Consider the following 19527-nt stretch of genomic DNA (forward strand, 5'->3'; position numbering starts at 1 on the left):
TTATGATGGTACCCCATAAACCCTTGACCTGGTTAGAGCCAAAATTGCTTTGGAAGGCTGTTTTCATTGGAATAATTTGATTGTTGGTGATTGCTGATTGTTTATTGCTGGATGTTAGTGGCTAAATGGTTTATCTGGTAATCTGAAGAGGGTGAAGGAAAAGTATATACTGCAAAAAACACCTTAGAAGCTACCTCGAAGTACATTCCTCTAAAACATCTCTGCCAGGTTAACCCTTGACAAAATTTTGGCGAAAAGCCTTCTGGAGGCCATTTTTATTTGAATAATTTATAATCTGAGTCTGAGAAAGGTTTAATTTAGCTGGCACAACTTCTTTGCCTGAACGTGGGCCTTCAAACTCAAAAAGGAAAGCATCCTGAGAAGCATAAAACATATATTTTCAGCCAACAAAGGTTCTGAAAACAACAACATCTCCTGTTAACTAAAAAAGACCTCCGGCGAGCCTATATAGCTGCCGGAGGTCTTTTTCAAGTTAGAAACAGTTATAACTTATGAACTTGCGCTTAAGGTAAAGGTGCGGGTTACGGTGTTAAATGGCCCGGGAATGACAGTACCGTTGTTGTCTATCAGTTCAAGCTTGATGGTGTTTTCGCCCATTGGCATACCTTCAATAATATATGGCAACCATCTGTCTAACGTAAATTCTGTTCCGTTTATGGTAGCACGCACTTTGTTACCGGTAGTAGAAAGTTCTGTATTTACCAGGTAGAAATCGAGCATAACGCGTTCTGCATCAGCGCCAGTATACGTGTCTTTAGGGCGGCTATAGAACAAGTGCGGTGCGTTGGCATCGAACTCCATGCGCTGCTGTGGTCTACCAACGGTTATCATGCGCAGGTCGTAAGCGCCTTTGTGTTTCAGGCTCTCGTGGTAAGACCTCGACAGGAACGAAAGCACCACGTGGTCGCCTTCTTCCAGCTCTTTCGTAAACTGCGTTTCGTAGTGGGCCGTGTAAGGCTGGTTATCTACGATGTTATGAATATGCTGGCCTTTTTCGGAGTTCGCAAGGTGTTCTGAATTGGTGTGCGATGTCATGCGAGTCAGCTGAAAGTTGCTCAGGTCGTAAGAGAACTCAACCGCACCTGTTTGCACCACACTACCGGCAGCCGGCGAAGAAAGGCGCAACTGCGATTCCGGAAAAGTAGGAGAATCGTTGAAAGCATACACACGTAAGCCATCTTTAGACATAACAGCTCCACTGGGTGTTGGACCTGATCTTTCGCCGGTAACGTCTGTCGCCATCTGGGCTTCATTTTCCTGGGTCTGGCGCGTGGTATCACAAGCAGTGGTGCCAACCAATAAGGCAGCTGCCAGGAATAAGTAAGTCTTTTTCATTTATAATTATGGTTTGGTTGATTGAGGAAACTAATTTAGCATTTTAAATTTTGTATATTGCGAACTACGTGCGTATTAGGAAAAAGTATACAGCAAATTAATTTATGAGTGAGATATTGTTTGATGAAGTTCCTTCATTAGACCTGGCCGATTTTACATCAGGAGACGAAGGAAGAAGGGCTAAATTTGTTCAGCAGCTTGGTGAGGCCTATCAGAACATCGGTTTTATTGCTTTACGCAACCATGGCTTAAGCGATGAGCTAACGCAAAAGCTGTATGCTGCCACCCAAAAGTTTTTTGCTCTACCCGACGAGGTAAAGCAAAAATATGAAATTGCCGGACTTGCCGGGCAACGCGGCTATGTGGGCAAAGGCAAAGAAAAAGCGAAAGGTTTTAACACAGGCGACCTGAAGGAGTTCTACCATGTAGGCCAGGACCTAAATGGTATACCCGACACCGACCCTATTAAAACCGAGTACCCCGCCAACGTATGGCCTGCCGAGGTAGCTGAGTTTGAAGCAGTAACCCTGGAGGCCTACCGAAAGCTCGAAGCAGCAGGCAAAGAAGTACTCAAGGCCCTGGCTATTCTGCTGGAGCTGCCCGAGAATTATTTCGACGATAAGGTGCAATATGGCAACAGCATTTTGCGCGCCATCCACTACTTCCCTATCGAAAACCCTGACAGTGTGCCAGCCGATGCTGTAAGAGCTGCCGAGCACGGTGACATTAACCTGATTACCCTGCTCATGGGTGCCAGCGCCGATGGCCTGCAGGTGCTGCGCCGCGATGGCAAATGGATACCGATTACGGCCCTGCCAGAGCAGGTAGTGGTAAACGTAGGCGACATGCTGGCCCGCCTTACCAATAACAAGCTGAAATCAACAATACACCGGGTCGTAAACCCACCGCGCGAGCTCATGCATACCTCCCGGTTCTCGATTCCGTTTTTTATGCACCCACGCTCCGAAATGGACCTTACCTGCCTGGAGAGTTGCATAAGCGAGCAAAATCCCAAAGCCTACCCCGATGCTACTGCAGGCGAATACCTGAACGAGCGCCTGATAGAGCTAGGGTTGAAGAAGGTCTGATATTTCTATTTCCTGAGTAGAGAGATTGCCTGCTGTGGTGGTCTCTCTATTTTTTGATCTGTAAGCATGAGCCTGCGCTATTACATCTTTCTCAAAGACGTCCTGGTACTTGCCCTTACTTCGTTTGGGGGGCCACAGGCGCATGTGGCGCTCATGTTCAAGATGCTGGTCGACAAACGGCATTATATTTCCGAAAAAGAGCTGATAGAACTAAACGCCCTCTGCCAGATTCTGCCCGGCCCCACTTCTACCCAAACTATAACCGCCCTCGGCTATAAAATTGGGGGGGCCAACCTCGCTTACCTCACCCTGCTGGTCTGGATTACACCTGCTGCCACTATCATGACGCTGGCCGGACTTGGCATCTCCTATCTGCAGCAAAATAATATTTCGCTGGGTTTTCTGAAGTTTATTCAGCCTATGGCGGTGGGTTTTGTGGCTTATGCCGCCTACATGATCAGCTCTAAAGTAGTAAACACAAAACTTGCTATTGGCCTGATGGTGGTGTCGGCGATAATCGGCTATTTTTACAACTCCCCGTGGGTTTACCCCCTGCTCCTGATTGGCGGAGGTGTTATCACAGCATTCCGGTTTAAGCAGCACCCGGAGGAAATGGGGCAGAAGCTTAAAATACAGTGGGCTAATTTTGTGCTGTACGTAGCCGTATTGGTAACAGCCGCTGTGCTAGGCGGTGCCACCTCGTTTCTCCCGATCAGGCTGTTCGAGAACTTTTACCGCAACGGCAGCCTGGTGTTTGGCGGAGGCCAGGTGCTCATCCCGCTGATGTACACGGAGTTTGTAGATTTCAAAAAATACCTTTCTGCCGAAGAGTTTCTATCCGGCTTCGCTATAGTGCAGGCACTGCCGGGGCCGGTGTTCGCCTATTGCTCTTATATTGGCAGCCTGGCTATGCGCGGCTATGGCATTCCGGGGCAATTGCTTGGGTCGTTTGTTGCCACAGTGGGCATTTTCCTACCCGGCACGTTCCTGATCTTCTTCGTCATCCGGTTTTGGGATGGTTTAAAGAAGTTCAGGGTGGTACGGGCCTCGCTGGAGGGCGTGAGCGCGGTTAGTTCCGGCATGGTGGTGTCCGCAGCCATTATGCTCTACCACCCCATCGACAATACTCTCCTGAACTTAGGATTAGTAATAGCTACTTTTTGCCTGCTGTTGTTCACCAAAATACCGCCTCCGGTCCTCATCCTGACGGGGCTGTTGATGGGCTTTTTGTTTGGGTGATGGGCTTCTTGCTCCATCGAGGTTAAACTGCCTTTGCAATGCAAAATTATTTAAATCGAAATAGCCTTCAAAAGAAAAAACTGTTAATCCAAGCCAAGGGTTAAACGTAATAACTAAACTTTCGGGCAGGCCTGATTATTTGCTGAAGGAGCGCCTAAGGCCTTCTGTTTAGTTGCTACAGCTCATTACAGCCTGTAAAATTTAATTGTTTTATATACGCCGGTTGGTCCTACAAACCGGATCAGGTAAAGTCCTTTTTGCAGGGCAGAAAAATCCAGATGTTGCGTTTCGTCATCATTCAGCCTGAAACTCATAACCACTCCACCCGAAAGCGTGCATACCTCTACCAACGCACCCTGGAAAGCAGGCTCCAGTTTAATTACGATTTTGCCGTTATCTGATGGGTTCGGGAACAGCTCTACCTCTTGTTCCGTCTCCGGCTCTGGTGTCGGTTCTGGCTCTGGGTCTGGTGCAGGCATGTTCACTCCCCAAATAAACAACGAGTCACTGGCTGCGCCTTCGTAGTTCGTCTCAAGAATGGTTGCCTCTACCAGGTAGGATCCTGCAGCAGCAGGGGGGTTAGTTTTCCCGTTATAGGTTACCTGCACCTGCAAACCTTCCGGCGATGTATTAACTGTCGCCTCAATGGCTTTACCGGTATGCTCATGCCATAAACCGGAAAGTGAAACAAGCGCCTTTTGCTTTATAATAGTAAGGGTTCCGGTTACATAGTGCAGCTCATAATTACTGTCGGCACCTCCTGTTACAAGTAGTGGGTATTTTCCTGCGTTGCTTTGCAGCGTTGCTTCTGTTGTAACCTCTGGCTGCTCCTGCAGATACGTCGCATCCTGGCCCTTCACGAAGCCTTTATAAGCCAATGTAAAAAGAGGGTCAGGCTGTTGATATTCTCTTGATTTATCTTCTGCAGTAACCGTAAGTTGTTTTTTCTTTACAACGAAACTTTGCATAACGGCAGGTGCAGGCTCATAAACGCCATCGCCTGCCTGATAGGCAAGTACCACCACTGTGCCTGTACCTGTTACGTCTAGCAACATGTTTCCTGCGGCTCCCTCTACCACAGCAGCCGGCCCGCTAAATACTGCAAAGCTTACCGGAAGGCCACTTGAGGAGGTAGCTGCAGGCAGAAAAGGAGCATCTCCGAACGTTTTTTCGCTTACAGGCCCAAAGGACACCTGTTGCGGCTGGCGCTACATAGTCAGAACTATTAGTCTAAAAGCAGCCTTATACAAGTCATTTTCTTCGACGTTGGCTTTAATTGTAACGTAGCCTCCTTTTATAATTTTAACATGGCTGTTATTTTCTCCTGAAAGTTCTACCTGCCCGTTGCCTGCCACTACACTGTAGGTTACAGGCGCAGTAGAGTTGGTTTTTGCGTTAAGCTGAAAAGGTGCGGCACTTGCCTTTAATACTATATCTTCCAGGTTTGTGATAGTGGTCTCCAATCGGGTGCCTTGCCCGCCCAACTTAATGACCAAGGGGCTTTCTTCATCGGAGGTAGGCAGCAGCAACTCCGCAAATCGTGGGCCTCCTGCAGCAGGTTTAAAAGTGATGGTAAAGGTAACCTGTGCGCCAGGTGCGAGTTTAGCAGGCATCGTGCCCAGGTCCAGTGAAAAGTCGCCGGGGTCACGGCCTGTTATAGTAGCGGCCGGTGTACCCGTCAGGTGCAGGTCCTGCAGCCCAACGTTGGTGAGCGTAAACGGGACTGGGGTGCCTTGCTCCAGCACACGCACCGCACCAAAGCTATAGGTTCGTTCTTCGGATAAGTAAATGGTACTGCCTTGCGTAAGTTCAGCCTTGGCGGCCGGCTCTCTTTTAAATTTCTACACACGCCCATTGCGCGCTTCCGTTACGTAAACATCTCCTGCTCCGGTAACGGCTACGCCAACCGGATGCTGCAGTTGCCCGTTAGCGTGGCCTGGGCTACCAATCTTACCCAGGGTGCTATAGAGCTGCACCTCATCCCGAATGTACCTCGCCACTATCAGATTACCTTCTTTGTCTATGGTCAGCTTTTCTTCGGCAAGTGAGATCTGGTCATAAGCATTGTACAAGGTCCATCTTTTAACAAAGCTGCCATCGGGTTTATGTTTATATATCTGGCTAAAGCTCAACACATATATAAACCCTTCTGCATCAACAACCACATCAACTGGCCGAGTAAACTTGTCGTTGCCAAAGCTATTGTACCCTACCACCAGCAAAAATTTTCCATTTGGGTCAAACTTCTTTACATCGTCCATGCCTGCCACAAACAAACATCCCTCCTTATCTACATGTATTCCCAGCGGAAAACTCACCCTTCGGTCTGTTGTTCCTTTAAACTCAGCGAGCCACTGCCCGTCTGCACTAAACTTCTGCACATTGTGGTTATACTCATCCGACACGTACACATTTCCGCTGGCATCAGTTGCCACATCGGAGGGGGTTTCGAATTGGCTTTGCCCTTTACCATGACTCCCCCACTCTCTGAGCAGCTTTCCGGTGCTGTCGAAGTGCTTTACTTTACGCGTAACATCAATTACGTAGAGCTCATCTGCAGCATTAACCGCTACAGCCTTCGGCGACAAGAATTCATCTGGTGCAAAGCCGGCCCCTCCTATCGTCTGGATCAGTTCCGGGAAAATACCTTTTTGTGAATACACTTGAATTCGTCGTCCGCCCCGATCGGCGACATAAACCTTGCCGTTTTTGCCTACGGCCACACCACCCGGTGAGCTGATGGTTGCGGGACCATAATGGGAGCTGCCCCAGGTGTACACGTAGCCGCCCTCTTTCGTCAACTTTGTAACCTCACCGAAGCCAACCACATACACGTTCCCTTCCTCATCAAAATCGATGCTGCGTAAGCTTTTGCTGCCTACACGTAAAATTGTGCTCAGCCGCTTGCCCTGGTTATCGTAACGTTGCACATAATCTTTGTTCAATTCTACTACATGCACATTTCCGTCTTTTGTTACAGTAATGCCTTGCGGGGCCTGCATTTCGGAGGCATAGTACATTTCGTTGCCAAACTGCAGCAGGTAATTCCCTTCTTTGTCGAACTTCTGGACACGCTTGTTCTGGGTATCGGCCACGAATATGTTGCCTTCCTGGTCCAGGTCAAAGTCGTTCGGGAAATTCAGCTGCCCATTTCCTGTTCCTGGTTTTCCGAATGCCAGCAGGAAATTGCCTTGCGGGTCGAACTTATGGATATTGCCCTGTGAGCGATCTAGTGCATAAATGTTGCCCTGCGCATCTACGCGAACAGCCGCTATTGTATGGAATCCACCATCAAAATACCCTTTCCTGCCGAAGCGCAGAAGCAGGTTTCCTTCTGGGTCGAACTTCCGGATACTGAAGTTATGGGTATCGGCTACATACAGATTACCGGCGGCATCTACTTCCACACCTTCGACTGCACTTAGCTGCAGCAGGTTCTTACTTCCTGCTCCTAGCTGGCTCTCGTAAGTAAATTTATATTGCCCCCGCACCGAGAGTGGCGCAAGCAGCATTAGAAGAGCTAGCAACATCAGGGAGGTTGCATTTTTTTTGCCTCATTATCTTTTTCATCTGGAAATAGAAAAGAGGTAGCTGAAAGACGAGATATTCATATAATCCTGCTGCAAAAACGAAATGCGGTGTAGAAAAAACTAATAATTAGTATTGAAACAGGAGTACAGCAACCTACTACTCCTGCTACTTAAAAACTTCACCTCTGGGCTCCTAAATTTGGTTTGGGGGCAGATGGTACCCAGCTTTGCATGAGCTGCTGCATACCCACTTGTGCATGCAAGCTTATGCAGCTTGTTCTACATAAGCTTGCAGGCACTGTATGACTACAGTGTACATTTACTTGTAGGCTGCGACTTCACTTTTCAAAGTCATAAATTGTATCGACTTAAAAGTACGACAAACGATTTTTTATTATTTGTAGAAAAAGGTAACTAACCCCGATAAGTTGTATCGCAGTCTATAATGTAGTAAATATTGGAGGCGGTGTAATGTGTATCCAGATAAAACTCTTTAAAATTTTTGGTAATTGCATTTGTACATGCTGCTCCTGATGGCTGCAGCACAGGGTGCCAGTATGCTTAGTAAGCCTACAATGCCCTATGTTATATCAACAGCACACACTTAACCAGGAGGTATAAAGTTGACCCTTGACGGTAACTAAGCTAAAAAACTTTTGGAGGCCTTTTTCATTTAAATAATTCGAATACCAACTTCCACACTAGCATCAACGGGTCAGGCAGTGTTTGCTTAGCTGTATCTATTGCTCCTGCAGCCGAGTATGAATAGCTTTTGCTTAAACATTTCGCTGCAGGAGCAATAACAGGATAATACTATCGCAGCAGGTTCAGCAGGTAATCGCCGTAGCCGCTTTTGCGGAGCGGTTCAGCTACACGCTTCAGCTGCTCTGCATCTATAAAGCCCATGCGGTAGGCCACTTCTTCAATAGAACCGATTTTCAGGCCTTGCCGCTCTTCTATTACCTGCACAAAAGTAGCAGCCTGCATGAGCGACTGTATGGTGCCGGTATCGAGCCAGGCGGTGCCTCTGTCTAAAATGCCTACTTTAAGATTGCCCCGGCGCAGGTACTCTTTGTTGATGTCGGTTATTTCGTATTCGCCACGTGGGCTGGGCTCCAGGCTTTTCGCTATCTCCACCACCTCGTTGTCGTAGAAATAAAGGCCTGGCACTGCATAATTCGATTTTGGTTCTTTCGGCTTTTCTTCTATAGAAACGGCTTTCAGATCCTGATCAAACTCTACAACGCCGTAGCGCTCCGGGTCCTGCACATGGTAGGCATACACCACGCCGCCATCGGGGTCGCTGTTCTGCTGCAGCAGCTTGCTCATACCGGAGCCATAGAAAATATTATCGCCGAGCACCAGCGCTACCTTGTCATCGCCTATAAAATCTTCCCCTATCACAAATGCCTGTGCCAGTCCGTTGGGCACCTCCTGCACCGCATAGCTGAACTTGCAGCCCACATTGGCACCATCGCCCAGCAGGCGCTGAAACTGCGGCGTATCGTGCGGCGTGGAGATGATCAGGATTTCCTGGATGCCGGCGAGCATCAGCGTCGACAGCGGGTAGTAGATCATGGGCTTGTCGTACACAGGCATCAGTTGCTTACTTACAGCCAGCGTTAACGGGTGGAGTCTTGTGCCAGAGCCTCCGGCAAGAATAATTCCTTTCATTTGTTTTCGGTAATGTTTATCTTTTCAGAATGGGCTAGTGCGCTTCCAATGTAGTTGCTAGTAGTTACTGCTTTACCTGGCAAAACAGAGGTGAGGGTTTTAACACCATTTCTAATTTCAAATTTTGAATTTGCCGCAGCACTAATGTGCCTGCTCCAGCAGTTGTTTCTGTAATTTAAACCATTTAAACGTACGCTGCAGCCCCTCCGGCATGCTTACCTGCGGGTTGTAGCCCAACAATGCTCGTGCTTTCGAAATATCGGCCAGGCTGTCTTTTATATCACCTATGCGTGCGGGCTTAAAATGCGGCTCCTGCTGCACACCAGCGGCTTTTCCTATTATTTGGTATACCTCCAGCAGTTTGGAGCGCACACCGGTTGCAATGTTGTACACCTGGTTCAGGGCCTTTGGGTTTTGCACCAGCGCTGCCTTTATGTTGGCCTGCACACAGTTTTCTATGTAAGTAAAGTCTCGTGTTTGCAGCCCATCGCCGTTAATCTGGGGAGCCCGCCCTTGCAGCAAGGCCTCCATAAACAACGGAATAACACCTGCGTACTCTGCTTCCGGACTTTGCCTGTTTCCGAAAATATTGAAGTACCGTAACCCGATAATCTCCATGCCATAGGTTTTAGCGAAAACATCGGCATACAGCTCATTGGCGCGCTTGGCAACCGCATAAGGCGTAAGCGGATTCCCCACCTGTGTCTCTACCTTTGGTAAGGTTACGCTATCGCCGTAAACAGATGAAGATGAGGCGTATACCACCCGCTTTACTTTCTGATCTTTGGCCGCAGTTAGCATGTTTACAAAACCGCTAACATTTACCTCATTACTCATGGCCGGATTATGGATGCTCCTGGGCACAGAGCCCAAGGCCGCCTGGTGCAGTACAATATCCACTCCCTCACAGGCTGCCAGGCAGGTAGCCAGGTCACAGATGTCGCCTTCTACTACCTCTAATGCCGGATTACCTGCAAAAGGTAACAGGTTTTGCCGAAATCCGGTCGAGAAATTATCCAGTACGCGCACACTGCCTGCGCCATGCAGCAGCAGGTACTCTACCAGGTTTGAGCCTATAAAGCCACCGCCACCTGTTACCAGAAAGGTAAGATGGTTTATAGATGTTGTATGAAAAGGGGTACTATACAAAATTAGTAAGCTATTATCGGTGCGTGTATTGCTGCTCGTAGTAAGCTTTGTAGTTGCCGGATGTCACATTATTCAGCCACTCTGTATTCTCAAGGTACCAGTCTACGGTTTTGCTGAGGCCTTGCTCAAAGGTTACAGACGGAGCCCAGCCCAGTTCGTTCATCAGTTTAGAAGAATCGATGGCGTAGCGCAGGTCGTGGCCGGCACGGTCTTTTACAAACGTGATCAGCTTTCTCGACTCTCCGGTTGGTCTGCCCAGTTTCTCGTCCATCTGGTCGCACAGCAGCTCTATCAGGTCGATATTGCGCCACTCGTTTACACCTCCAATGTTGTAGGTTTCGCCTATGTTTCCTTTGTGGAAAATATCGTCGATGGCACGGGCATGGTCGAGCACGTAGAGCCAGTCGCGCACATTTTCGCCTTTGCCATAAACAGGCACGGGCCGTTCGTTCTGAATGTTATAGATGGCCAGCGGAATCAGCTTTTCGGGGAAGTGATTCGGTCCGTAGTTGTTCGAGCAGTTAGAAAGCTTTACGGGCAAGCCATAGGTATGGTAATAAGCCCGTACAAAATGGTCGGAGCTGGCTTTGGAGGCAGAGTAAGGCGAGCGTGGGTCGTAGGCAGTTTCTTCTGTAAACAGGCCTTCTTCTCCTAAAGAGCCATACACCTCATCAGTAGACACATGGTAGAACAGGTGGTCCTGCAGGTTCGTTTTCCAGTGCTTGCGTGCCGTGTTCAGCAGGTTTACCGTACCGATAACGTTGGTATACACAAAAGCCAGCGGGTCGGCAATAGACCGGTCTACATGCGACTCTGCCGCCAGGTGAATAACTGAATCGAACTTGTGCTCCTCAAAAATGCCTTCCAGGTAAGCCGGGTCTACAATATCGCCTTTCAAAAAGGTATAGTTTTCGCGTTCCTCTATATCCGACAGGTTGGCCAGGTTACCGGCATAGGTCAGGTTATCGAGGTTGAAGATCTGGTACTCAGGGTACTTTGTAACAAACAACCTTACCACATGCGATCCGATAAAGCCGGCACCACCAGTTATTAATACTTTCATTTCTGCTATTAAAAATTAATCTATTATTTATTTTGACTCCTGCAACGACACTTGCCAGTCCCAGGCGCTTTTCATGGCTTCTTCCAGGGTTTTGGTTGTTTTATAGCCAAGCACTGTTTCTACCTTTGTAACATCAGCAAATATTTTGGGTACATCGCCGGCACGGCGCGGCCCAATTTTATAATTAAGCTTTACGCCGGTGGCACGCTCAAAGGCCTGCACAGCCTCTAACACGGTTACACCCTTTCCTGTTCCTACATTGTAGAACTCCAGGGCTTCTCCGGCACCTGTCAGCAGCCTGTCTATAGCCATTACGTGTGCTTTTGCCAGGTCTACCACATGCAGGTAATCACGCACGCAAGTACCATCGGGGGTATCGTAGTCGTTTCCGAAAATGGTAACCTGCTCGCGCATGCCAATGGCTGTTTGCGTAATAAATGGCACCAGGTTGCTCGGAATGCCCAACGGAAGCTCACCTATTTTGGCAGAGGCATGTGCCCCGATCGGGTTGAAATAGCGTAGCGCAATAGAGCTGATGGCACTGCCGCTGGCAGCCACATCGGTCAGAATTTCTTCGCAGATTTTTTTGGTGTTGCCATACGGGGAGTTAGCTTTCTGTACGGGCGTCTGTTCCGTAACAGGCAGCTGCTCCGGAATACCATACACGGTGCAGGAGGAGGAGAAAACCAGCTTGGTTACATTAAACTCGCTCATAACCTGCAGCAGCACCACCAGCGAACCTACGTTATTGTGGTAATAATTCAGCGGTTTTTCTACTGATTCGCCTACGGCTTTGTAAGCGGCAAAATGGATAACGCCTGCCAGATCAGGTTCTTTCTGAAACACATCGCGCATAGCAGCAGCATCTGTGCAGTCGATTCGGTAGCAGGACACCCGCTTGCCTACAATAGATTCGATACCTGCCAATGCCCGTTCTTCTGAATTATTGAAATTATCTACAATTACGGGTTCGTAGCCTGCCTCTATAAGTTCTACTACGGTGTGGGAGCCTATATAACCTGCTCCTCCGGTTACCAAAATCTTTTTCAATGCTGCTTACTTTATAAGTGAGAGACCAAATTAATTGATCTTTTTATGTTGTGAAAGGTTATAAACCGTTAAATCTACAAAAACTACCCAATTTCAGGTAACAAAATTATATCTATTTGGATTATATAATCTTTATAATTTATAAAGCCCTGACACCTGAAACATTTATCTGGTACTCATTGGCTTGTTCATCAGGCTTTTCTGCGCTCACAAATGTAATGTTTTCCGTTAACTCCTACTAATTTCTACTTTTTTTGCACCACAGCGTAAACTTCCAGGCTTAAAACAGCAGGCAACCCTTGAAGCAGATTGACCAAAATGCCTTCGGAAGGCCATTTTCATTAGAAAAATTTAACTTTTGCCCCAAACAGCTGCCACCATACGCTCCTTACCGAAAAGGTCCTGCAGCACTTTTACCTGCTTATACCCTGCCTGCTCCAGCATTTGCTGCGTGGCCTGGCCATAGCGTTCGTTTATCTCGAAGTAGAGGCCGCCACCCGGCTTCAGAAGCTGCTGCCCCAGCACGGCAATTCTATTGTAGTATTTCAGGGCATTGTTGTCGGGCACAAAGAGGGCCAGGTGCGGCTCAAATTCCAGCACGTTGGCACGCATCAGCTCCATCTCCGACTCCAGCACATATGGCGGGTTGCTGATCAGGATGTCGAGGGAGTGTGCGGGTATGGCTGCTACAGGCTCAAAAACATCTTGCTGCAGCCAGGTAATGTTTACCTTGTACTTTTCGGCATTGGCGCGTGCCACTGCCAGGGCATCGGCCGAAACATCGAGACCACAGACCTGCGCACCCTGCAGGTTGGTAGCCAGCGCAATAGGTATGCAGCCGCTGCCGGTGCCGATATCGAGTATGTGGAGGTGCTGCCTCCCTTTATGCTGCTGTAGAATCAGGTGCACCAGTTCTTCGGTTTCGGGCCTGGGTATGAGCACACGCTGGTCTACTAGCAGTTCCAGGTCGTAAAAGTGCGCCACTCCCAATACATACTGCAGAGGCTCCTGCTGCAAAAGGCGTTCTGTTATTTTCTGGATAGCTGCTAAATGCTGCTCCTCTACCTCCTGCTCGCGCGTCAGGCTCAGTTCCAGCCTCGATTTCTGCAACACATGCTCTACCACCTGCTGCGCCATAGCACCTGCCTCTGGTGCCGGGTACAGCTGCTGCAACGTTTCTTTTAAAGATCTGGTCGTGTCCTGAATGGTTGCCACTATTTTGATTGTTAATTGTTACTTGTTGTAGATAGACGTAAGTAGCAGGGATTTTAAACCTTAAGTGTCTTTCAGGGCCGCAAGCGTTTTGCCGGCGAACCGCCTTGCTACTTGTGTCCTATTACTTACCTTTGCCAAAGTTACAAACTTACCATGACATCAGCCGACGAACTATACATGCGCCGGGCCCTTGAACTGGCGGCGCTGGGCCGTGGCACAGCAAGCCCTAACCCGATGGTGGGCTGCGTTATCGTGCATAACAACGTTATTATCGGGGAAGGATGGCACCGGCAGTATGGCGGCCCCCATGCCGAGGTGCATGCCGTGCAGGCTGTGCAGGACAAAAGCTTGCTGCCCGAGAGCCGGGTATACGTAACGCTGGAGCCCTGTTCCCATTTCGGCAAAACACCGCCCTGCGCCGATCTGCTCATCAGCAGTGGCGTGCGCGATGTGGTTGTCTGCAACACCGACCCTAACCCGCTTGTTTCGGGGCGAGGCATAAAAAGGCTGCAGGAGGCGGGCATACAGGTGCAAACCGGGTTGCTGGCGGCCGAGGGACTGGAGCTGAACAAGCGCTTTTTTACGTTTCAGAACCTGAAGCGGCCTTATATTATTTTAAAATGGGCCGAAACCGCCGATGGCTTTATTGCCGGGCCAGGTTGTGAGCGGGTACAGATTAGTGGCAAGCTGGCGCGAAGGCTGGTGCACAAGTGGCGCACCGAGGAGCAGGCCATTATGGTTGGCACCCGCACCGCCCTCCACGATAACCCGCACCTCGACACGCGCCACTGGCCCGGCCATAACCCACTGCGCATCGTCATAGACAGGCAACTGCAGTTACCCGAGCACCTGCACCTGTTCGATGGGAGCCAGCCCACACTCGTGTATAACTACCTGAAGCAGGAGCAGCCCCAGGAGAACCTGACCTTTGCGCAACTACAGCAGGAGCAGGACTTGCTGCCGCAACTGTTCCAGGACCTCCACCAGCGTAATGTGTTGTCGGTACTGGTAGAAGGTGGCACGTACCTGCTCGAGAGCCTGCTGCAGCAAGGCCTCTGGGACGAAGCCTTCATCTTCAAAAACACCGCCAAAACCTTAGGGGCAGGCATAAAAGCACCCGTAATGGTTGGCGGCAACTTAAAGAACAGCCAAACCTTTGGCACAGATTTGTTGTTCCAGTTTGGCAATTTAAATGAGTGAGAGAAATAAATTTTGAGTGAATGAATATGAGATAGAGTGAATAAAAAGCGAACGAAAAACATTAACTTCAACAATTTTCAATTGACTTTAGATAATCAGCAGATACACTTTTACCAACAGTATAGCGGCAGCAAGTCTACTCACTTTTATTATATTCACTCACTCAAAATTCTTAATTGAAAAATCACTCAATCAAAACTCACAATTAAAAAGATGGCTGAATCACTTTTAGTAGACGCGACGCTTAGCAAAGAAGAAAAATATAAAAGCCTGCTGCCTCAGATAGAGGCGCTGGTAACCGGCGAAACCGACCTGATTGCCAACATCGCGAACCTGGTGGCTGCGCTGAAGCAGGCGATGGGCTTTTTCTGGGTTGGGGTGTATTTTAACAAAGAGGGGCAGCTGGTGCTGGGGCCATTTCAGGGGCCGGTGGCTTGTACGCGCATTCCGTACCACAAAGGCGTTTGCGGTGCCTGCTACACCCAACAGCAAACCATACTCGTGCCCGATGTAGAAGCGTTTCCGGGGCACATAGCCTGCAGCTCCGACTCTAAATCTGAAATTGTGGTTCCTGTTCTAAAAGATGGCGAAGTAAAACTGGTACTCGACGTAGACAGCGACAAACTGAACGATTTCGACGAAACCGACCAGCACTACCTGGAGCACCTCATGAAACTAGTAGCCAACTGGTACTAAAACAGCAGCTACCCTTGACTAAAATCCTCTACAACTCTCTCGGAAGGCCATTTTCATTGGAATAATTGCTGGTTGTTGGTTGTTAATTGCTGATTGTTTTATGGCTAACTGGTTAAATTGCTGCATTAAAGGTAAAGCAGGTAAGACCTCGCAGTGTGCACAGCTCCTGCGAGTGTCTGATAGAAGCAGTAAGAAGGAGGAAAACCAGCTTTAAAAACAGTCTAGCCCCTGAGGTCTAAAATCTATAAAAAGCTTCTGAAGGCTAATTTCATTTGAATAATTTAAAGCACAGCTAATGGCAGTGCACTTTACAGCTAAACCGTATGAATAAGAATAACCTATTTTTAGTACTGGCTGCTTTTGCCGCCATGGCAACTGCCTCGTGTTCGAAAAAGCCTTTTGATGTGGAGCGTGTGGAAGTGGCACAGGGCCAGACTTTTAGCATTTGCCTGGACCAGGCACTGCCACCGGAGCGACAGTATTTCTACTCCATCCAGTTTGTGACCAAAGACAGCCTGCGCTATACCACCGTTGGCCCCTTAACCGCCGATTCAACTGCCACCGACAACTGCTTTACCGAAACCAAGTTCCGCTACAGTATGAGCGCTTACGCCGACGAAACCATAAGTGCCATCGAGAACATCAGCAACCAGAACCTGGATACCTGCCGCGTACAGATTTATACTGACCGGCAGCTGGAGCAAGGCAAAATGGTGCTGGAGAAGGTGTTTACTGCTGAGGATTTTAAGTAAGGGTTGTGGCTGGGAATGGTTTTCTAATATCAACATTTTTGATTTTGAATAACCAATCTGGTGAAGCTCCTAAGCTGCTATAATTATTTATCTAAATCGTTCTTAGAAAGTAATGCTTGGTTGTGGAAAGGTCAATTGTAAGCAGCAGGGGAGGCTAACAGCCGATGAATTACCCAATTATTTTATTTTATGCGTTTTTATTTTTTAGTAAAGATGGTTTTGAAGTATTCGCACACGATGACCATGTTTTCGTTGAAATGCTCTCCATACGGTTTCATTTCCCTTGCATAATATGCTTTATGCACTTTTCTCCAGTATCCTAATGACTTATCACCTTCGCCTTCTGCCTGAGCGAATGCAGCAGATACTTTGTTGTAAGGGACTTGCTTTATCTTTGTCGTTTCTATTATTGCCTTTGCATTTCCGGCCCAATCAGTAACAACATACTGGTCCCCAACTTCAGGTAACTGCTCCTTGTTTCTCTGGTACCACCAAAGAGAAGTGGCTGTAGCTTGTTTTATACCTTTCACCACCAACTCGGCACACTCGTCAGCATCCTTCTTGTTATCACAAAAGTAAAATGAAACAGGTGTTTCTTTGATGGGGTTATCAGGAGTCTGAGCTATGAAACCAGTCCAAAGAGTTTCAGCTGAAGTATAATTTTCTTCTATTCCGTCCACTTAAATTTTCTGTTTTCTCTAAATAACGCTAATAACTTGAGAAAAGGCAATGCTGACAAGCGGCATTCTATTCTGCTTATTTTTTGTAGAAGGCGGCACAATCTATTGGTGTAAGCGGCGACGAGGCCGTTAGCAGAAGCACAAAGCCTGCACAATATTGTAGCCACTTTTACTTCATTTTTTCCGTCAGATAAATTCTATATCGTTTGTCATTCGTTAAAGGAAAGCATGCTTTCACCATTCCATTATCTTCTTTTGTTCGAACAGTTATAAGAGTTGCTTTGCTTTTATCAGAGAATCTAAATATGTGCCTTACCGTCGCCCGATCAAAAATCCGAGGTTCAGCCCCGTCAGTGGCGTAACTCTATTTTCACCTAAATAATTTTTAGTGTACCCTGCTCCTAACGTCAGCGTTAAACTGAATCCGTTGTTATAGTTTCTTTGCATTCCCCACACCGGCCCAACACTAAAGGAGGCTTGGTTTACGGAATAGTCATTTTTTAAAATGGAGGCGGTGCTTCCAGATGTACTAAGTGCTATAAAGTTGCCAGAGTTATAAGCGGTGTTCTTTTCCTGCTCCTGCCTTTTAGATAAATTATAATACTTGCGTGCCTGTACTTCCAATGAGGGAAACAAAAAGGCTCTAATACCAATTTCGTTATGGTAACGTATTCCAAAATTAAGTTTAGGATTAATATTCACTGTTGTTAATTCGGCAATTCTTCGCTCATACTCCAGACCGGGAGTACGAAAGTTTAATTTGAAAAGGCTTCTGACAACTGTGGCAGGCTGCTCGCTCTGTGCCTGTACAGCACCAAATGATGCCAGGATAATAGTTAAAGTAAATAGTAGTTTTGCTTTCATATGTGCTTATAGATTTGATTTAGCGTATCATGTAGATTTCTGCAACGGCTCATGCAATTTCACTTTCCAGCTCAACTGTACTATCTCTCCAAGCCTTTCCCTCACAGAATAAACGCAGTAATAATCTAACTGGTCAGGAGCCCCTCTACTATTGCATAATCTCAAGGCAATATACAACTTTAAGCATATTGCTACTATAACACCAGCTACATTTTTCACGCAACTGCAGAGCCAAAAGCAGCAGGGGCTGCCCCGAAGATCCGGAGCAGCCCCTGCTGTATAATCTAGAGTTGCGGTCTTTTATGAAAACAGCGAAGGCGTTGGCGTTTTGAGCTGGGCAATAACAGTTTCGCCACCTTTTGTTTTTTGGCCTAGTTCTACCTTAATTTCTGTATCGAGGGGCAGGAACACATCTACGCGGGAGCCGAACTTTATGAAGCCGAACTCTTCGCCCTGGCTTACTTCATCGCCTTCCTTCACATACCACACAATACGGCGCGCCATGGCTCCGGCAATCTGGCGAAAAAGCACTTCAGGGCCAGCCGTAGATTCTACTACTACTGTGGTGCGTTCGTTCTGGGTACTGGACTTTGGGTGCCAGGCCACAAAGTAGTTGCCTGGGTGGTACTTAAAATATTTTACGATGCCAGAAACCGGGTTACGCGTTACGTGCACGTTTATAGGCGACATAAAAATAGAGATCTGCTTGCGCCTCTCCTTAAAATACTCCGGCTCTTCAATTTCTTCTATCACCACTACCTTGCCATCGGCGGGAGCTACAATCAAGTCTTCGTGCAGGAGCAGGTTACGGTAGGGGCTGCGGAAGAACTGCAAAATCAGCAGAAAAACAATAACTGAAATAGCAGAGAAAATTCTGTTAAACGTCATGTTGGCTGCATTGTAGTTATAAAGCAACAGGTTAATGACCAACAAGATCAGCAATGTAAAAAAAAGTATTCGTCTTCCTTCCTTATGAATTTTCATCCGTAGTTTTATTAGCAGCAGTCACTTTAATATTCTGCAATGGTTTCATCTATAAATAGAGCAAACCAATATCGGGGATAAAATTAGATAAACTTTAGCTTATTTGGCAATAAATTATTAGAAACTGCACATAATCCCCCTGCACGCGTTTTTGCTAAAATATTTTAAGAAATGCCACTATAAACGGAATGGCCAGCAACAGGCTGTCGAAGCGGTCTAATATACCACCGTGGCCTGGCAACAAAGTACCGGAATCTTTAACGCCTAAACTCCGCTTCAGCATCGATTCTACCAAATCGCCCAGCACTCCGAAAACAGATATGATAATGGCGGTGCCTATCCATTGGTACAGTTCCAGGTCAGGAAAGAACATCGAGAGCACATAAGCTACTCCTACAGCCGTTAGCACCCCTCCGGCCCAGCCTTCCCAGGTCTTGCCCGGCGATACCCTCGGCAGCAGTTTGTGCTTGCCAAAGCTTTTACCAAATGCATACGCTCCTGTGTCAGAAGCCCATATAAGAAGCAGCGCACCCAATATAGGTTGCCAGCTATAGTCGCCCTGCAGGTAGCCCAGCAGGTGCAAAAGGCCAAACGGAACACCTATATAAAGCGCACCCAGCATGGTAAAGGCAATATTGGTGAATGGCTGTGCATGCTTGCGGTATAGCTCCAGCACCGGCACCATAAACAGTGTTGGCGGCAGCAGGTAGAGTATTTCCGGGGCTACAAATTTCTTTTCAACCACAAACACGCTTACATAAATCAGGCAGCCCAGTGTTAAGCCCACGCCCCTGTGCGGCTTAATGCCCTGCGCAGCCACCAGCCGGTAAAATTCCAGTATACCCAGCAGCGTGAGCCCCAGAAAAAGCGCAAAGTACGTCCACTCGCTATACAGAATACCGCCTATAAAAAGCGTGGCGCCTAGCACCCCCACAATTATGCGCTGCTGCAGGTTGTTAAGAGAAGCTAATTTTTGACTCATGTAGT

The 19527-nt window shown here is 47.8% G+C and carries 18 protein-coding genes; 5 read left to right on the forward strand and 13 right to left on the reverse strand.

What is annotated here, in order from left to right; genetic code table 11:
• Positions 1-510 precede the first annotated feature (510 nt).
• Complete coding sequence (locus FVR03_RS00360) at positions 511-1356, reverse strand: hypothetical protein (RefSeq protein WP_147919765.1); 846 nt, start codon at positions 1354-1356, stop codon at positions 511-513.
• Positions 1357-1460: 104 nt separating this feature from the next.
• Here FVR03_RS00360 and FVR03_RS00365 point away from each other — a divergent pair, with 104 nt between their 5' ends.
• On the forward strand, positions 1461-2444 hold the full coding sequence (locus FVR03_RS00365; RefSeq protein WP_147919766.1) for an isopenicillin N synthase family dioxygenase: 984 nt from the start codon (positions 1461-1463) through the stop codon (positions 2442-2444).
• A gap of 66 nt (positions 2445-2510) precedes the next feature.
• Positions 2511-3683, forward strand: a complete 1173-nt coding sequence (gene chrA / locus FVR03_RS00370; RefSeq protein ID WP_147919767.1) for a chromate efflux transporter — start codon at positions 2511-2513, stop codon at positions 3681-3683.
• A gap of 185 nt (positions 3684-3868) precedes the next feature.
• Here chrA and FVR03_RS00375 read toward each other — a convergent pair whose 3' ends face one another.
• From FVR03_RS00375 to prmC, 8 genes are all read right to left on the reverse strand, one after another.
• Positions 3869-4876, reverse strand: coding sequence for an MBG domain-containing protein (locus FVR03_RS00375; RefSeq protein WP_147919768.1), 1008 nt, complete (start codon positions 4874-4876; stop codon positions 3869-3871).
• 15 nt (positions 4877-4891) lie between these two features.
• Complete coding sequence (locus FVR03_RS00380; RefSeq protein ID WP_147919769.1) at positions 4892-5473, reverse strand: choice-of-anchor D domain-containing protein; 582 nt, start codon at positions 5471-5473, stop codon at positions 4892-4894.
• A gap of 51 nt (positions 5474-5524) precedes the next feature.
• Positions 5525-7213 (reverse strand): SMP-30/gluconolactonase/LRE family protein, encoded by a 1689-nt coding sequence (locus FVR03_RS00385; protein WP_147919770.1) that lies wholly within the window; start codon positions 7211-7213, stop codon positions 5525-5527.
• An 813-nt stretch (positions 7214-8026) separates the two neighbouring features.
• Positions 8027-8887, reverse strand: coding sequence for a glucose-1-phosphate thymidylyltransferase RfbA (rfbA, locus tag FVR03_RS00390; protein WP_147919771.1), 861 nt, complete (start codon positions 8885-8887; stop codon positions 8027-8029).
• A 141-nt stretch (positions 8888-9028) separates the two neighbouring features.
• Positions 9029-10036: an SDR family oxidoreductase gene (locus FVR03_RS00395; RefSeq protein ID WP_147919772.1), complete on the reverse strand. Its 1008-nt coding sequence runs from the start codon at positions 10034-10036 to the stop codon at positions 9029-9031.
• Positions 10037-10049: 13 nt separating this feature from the next.
• Positions 10050-11099, reverse strand: coding sequence for a dTDP-glucose 4,6-dehydratase (gene rfbB / locus FVR03_RS00400; protein ID WP_147919773.1), 1050 nt, complete (start codon positions 11097-11099; stop codon positions 10050-10052).
• Positions 11100-11126: 27 nt separating this feature from the next.
• Entirely contained in the window at positions 11127-12149 is a 1023-nt protein-coding gene (gene galE, locus FVR03_RS00405; RefSeq protein WP_147919774.1) for a UDP-glucose 4-epimerase GalE, read from the reverse strand.
• Positions 12150-12500: 351 nt separating this feature from the next.
• The gene (gene prmC / locus FVR03_RS00410) at positions 12501-13364 is read right to left on the reverse strand and encodes a peptide chain release factor N(5)-glutamine methyltransferase (protein ID WP_147919775.1); all 864 of its coding nucleotides are present in this window, start codon (positions 13362-13364) and stop codon (positions 12501-12503) included.
• 153 nt (positions 13365-13517) lie between these two features.
• Between prmC and ribD the strand changes: the two genes are divergently transcribed.
• From ribD to FVR03_RS00425, 3 genes are all read left to right on the forward strand, one after another.
• Positions 13518-14564 (forward strand): bifunctional diaminohydroxyphosphoribosylaminopyrimidine deaminase/5-amino-6-(5-phosphoribosylamino)uracil reductase RibD, encoded by a 1047-nt coding sequence (gene ribD, locus FVR03_RS00415; protein WP_147919776.1) that lies wholly within the window; start codon positions 13518-13520, stop codon positions 14562-14564.
• A 213-nt stretch (positions 14565-14777) separates the two neighbouring features.
• On the forward strand, positions 14778-15260 hold the full coding sequence (locus FVR03_RS00420; protein WP_147919777.1) for a free L-methionine (R)-S-oxide reductase MsrC: 483 nt from the start codon (positions 14778-14780) through the stop codon (positions 15258-15260).
• Positions 15261-15583: 323 nt separating this feature from the next.
• Positions 15584-16012, forward strand: coding sequence for a hypothetical protein (locus FVR03_RS00425; RefSeq protein ID WP_147919778.1), 429 nt, complete (start codon positions 15584-15586; stop codon positions 16010-16012).
• A gap of 197 nt (positions 16013-16209) precedes the next feature.
• Here the strand turns inward: FVR03_RS00425 and FVR03_RS00430 are convergent, their stop codons facing one another.
• From FVR03_RS00430 to FVR03_RS00445, 4 genes are all read right to left on the reverse strand, one after another.
• The gene (locus FVR03_RS00430; RefSeq protein ID WP_147919779.1) at positions 16210-16692 is read right to left on the reverse strand and encodes an ASCH domain-containing protein; all 483 of its coding nucleotides are present in this window, start codon (positions 16690-16692) and stop codon (positions 16210-16212) included.
• Between the two features lie 312 nt (positions 16693-17004).
• Positions 17005-17556, reverse strand: a complete 552-nt coding sequence (locus FVR03_RS00435) for a hypothetical protein (protein WP_147919780.1) — start codon at positions 17554-17556, stop codon at positions 17005-17007.
• Positions 17557-17856: 300 nt separating this feature from the next.
• A complete protein-coding gene (locus FVR03_RS00440) occupies positions 17857-18540 on the reverse strand; it encodes a phosphatidylserine decarboxylase family protein (protein WP_147919781.1) in 684 nt (227 codons plus the stop codon).
• Positions 18541-18694: 154 nt separating this feature from the next.
• On the reverse strand, positions 18695-19522 hold the full coding sequence (locus tag FVR03_RS00445) for a phosphatidate cytidylyltransferase (protein WP_255473975.1): 828 nt from the start codon (positions 19520-19522) through the stop codon (positions 18695-18697).
• Between the last annotated feature and the right edge of the window lie 5 nt (positions 19523-19527).

The organism is Pontibacter qinzhouensis (assembly GCF_008017455.1).
GTDB classification, from domain to species: Bacteria; Bacteroidota; Bacteroidia; order Cytophagales; family Hymenobacteraceae; genus Pontibacter; species Pontibacter qinzhouensis.

What these genes read in the sequence shown, in the direction of transcription:
- FVR03_RS00360 (WP_147919765.1), bottom strand. Translation starts at nt 1,356, where the DNA reads ATGAAAAAGACTTACTTATTCCTGGCAGCTGCCTTATTGGTTGGCACC.
- FVR03_RS00365 (WP_147919766.1), top strand. Translation starts at nt 1,461, where the DNA reads ATGAGTGAGATATTGTTTGATGAAGTTCCTTCATTAGACCTGGCCGAT.
- chrA (WP_147919767.1), top strand. Translation starts at nt 2,511, where the DNA reads ATGAGCCTGCGCTATTACATCTTTCTCAAAGACGTCCTGGTACTTGCC.
- FVR03_RS00385 (WP_147919770.1), bottom strand. Translation starts at nt 7,213, where the DNA reads ATGTTGCTAGCTCTTCTAATGCTGCTTGCGCCACTCTCGGTGCGGGGG.
- rfbA (WP_147919771.1), bottom strand. Translation starts at nt 8,887, where the DNA reads ATGAAAGGAATTATTCTTGCCGGAGGCTCTGGCACAAGACTCCACCCG.
- rfbB (WP_147919773.1), bottom strand. Translation starts at nt 11,099, where the DNA reads ATGAAAGTATTAATAACTGGTGGTGCCGGCTTTATCGGATCGCATGTG.
- ribD (WP_147919776.1), top strand. Translation starts at nt 13,518, where the DNA reads ATGACATCAGCCGACGAACTATACATGCGCCGGGCCCTTGAACTGGCG.
- FVR03_RS00420 (WP_147919777.1), top strand. Translation starts at nt 14,778, where the DNA reads ATGGCTGAATCACTTTTAGTAGACGCGACGCTTAGCAAAGAAGAAAAA.
- FVR03_RS00425 (WP_147919778.1), top strand. Translation starts at nt 15,584, where the DNA reads ATGAATAAGAATAACCTATTTTTAGTACTGGCTGCTTTTGCCGCCATG.
- FVR03_RS00435 (WP_147919780.1), bottom strand. Translation starts at nt 17,556, where the DNA reads ATGAAAGCAAAACTACTATTTACTTTAACTATTATCCTGGCATCATTT.
- FVR03_RS00440 (WP_147919781.1), bottom strand. Translation starts at nt 18,540, where the DNA reads ATGAAAATTCATAAGGAAGGAAGACGAATACTTTTTTTTACATTGCTG.
- FVR03_RS00445 (WP_255473975.1), bottom strand. Translation starts at nt 19,522, where the DNA reads ATGAGTCAAAAATTAGCTTCTCTTAACAACCTGCAGCAGCGCATAATT.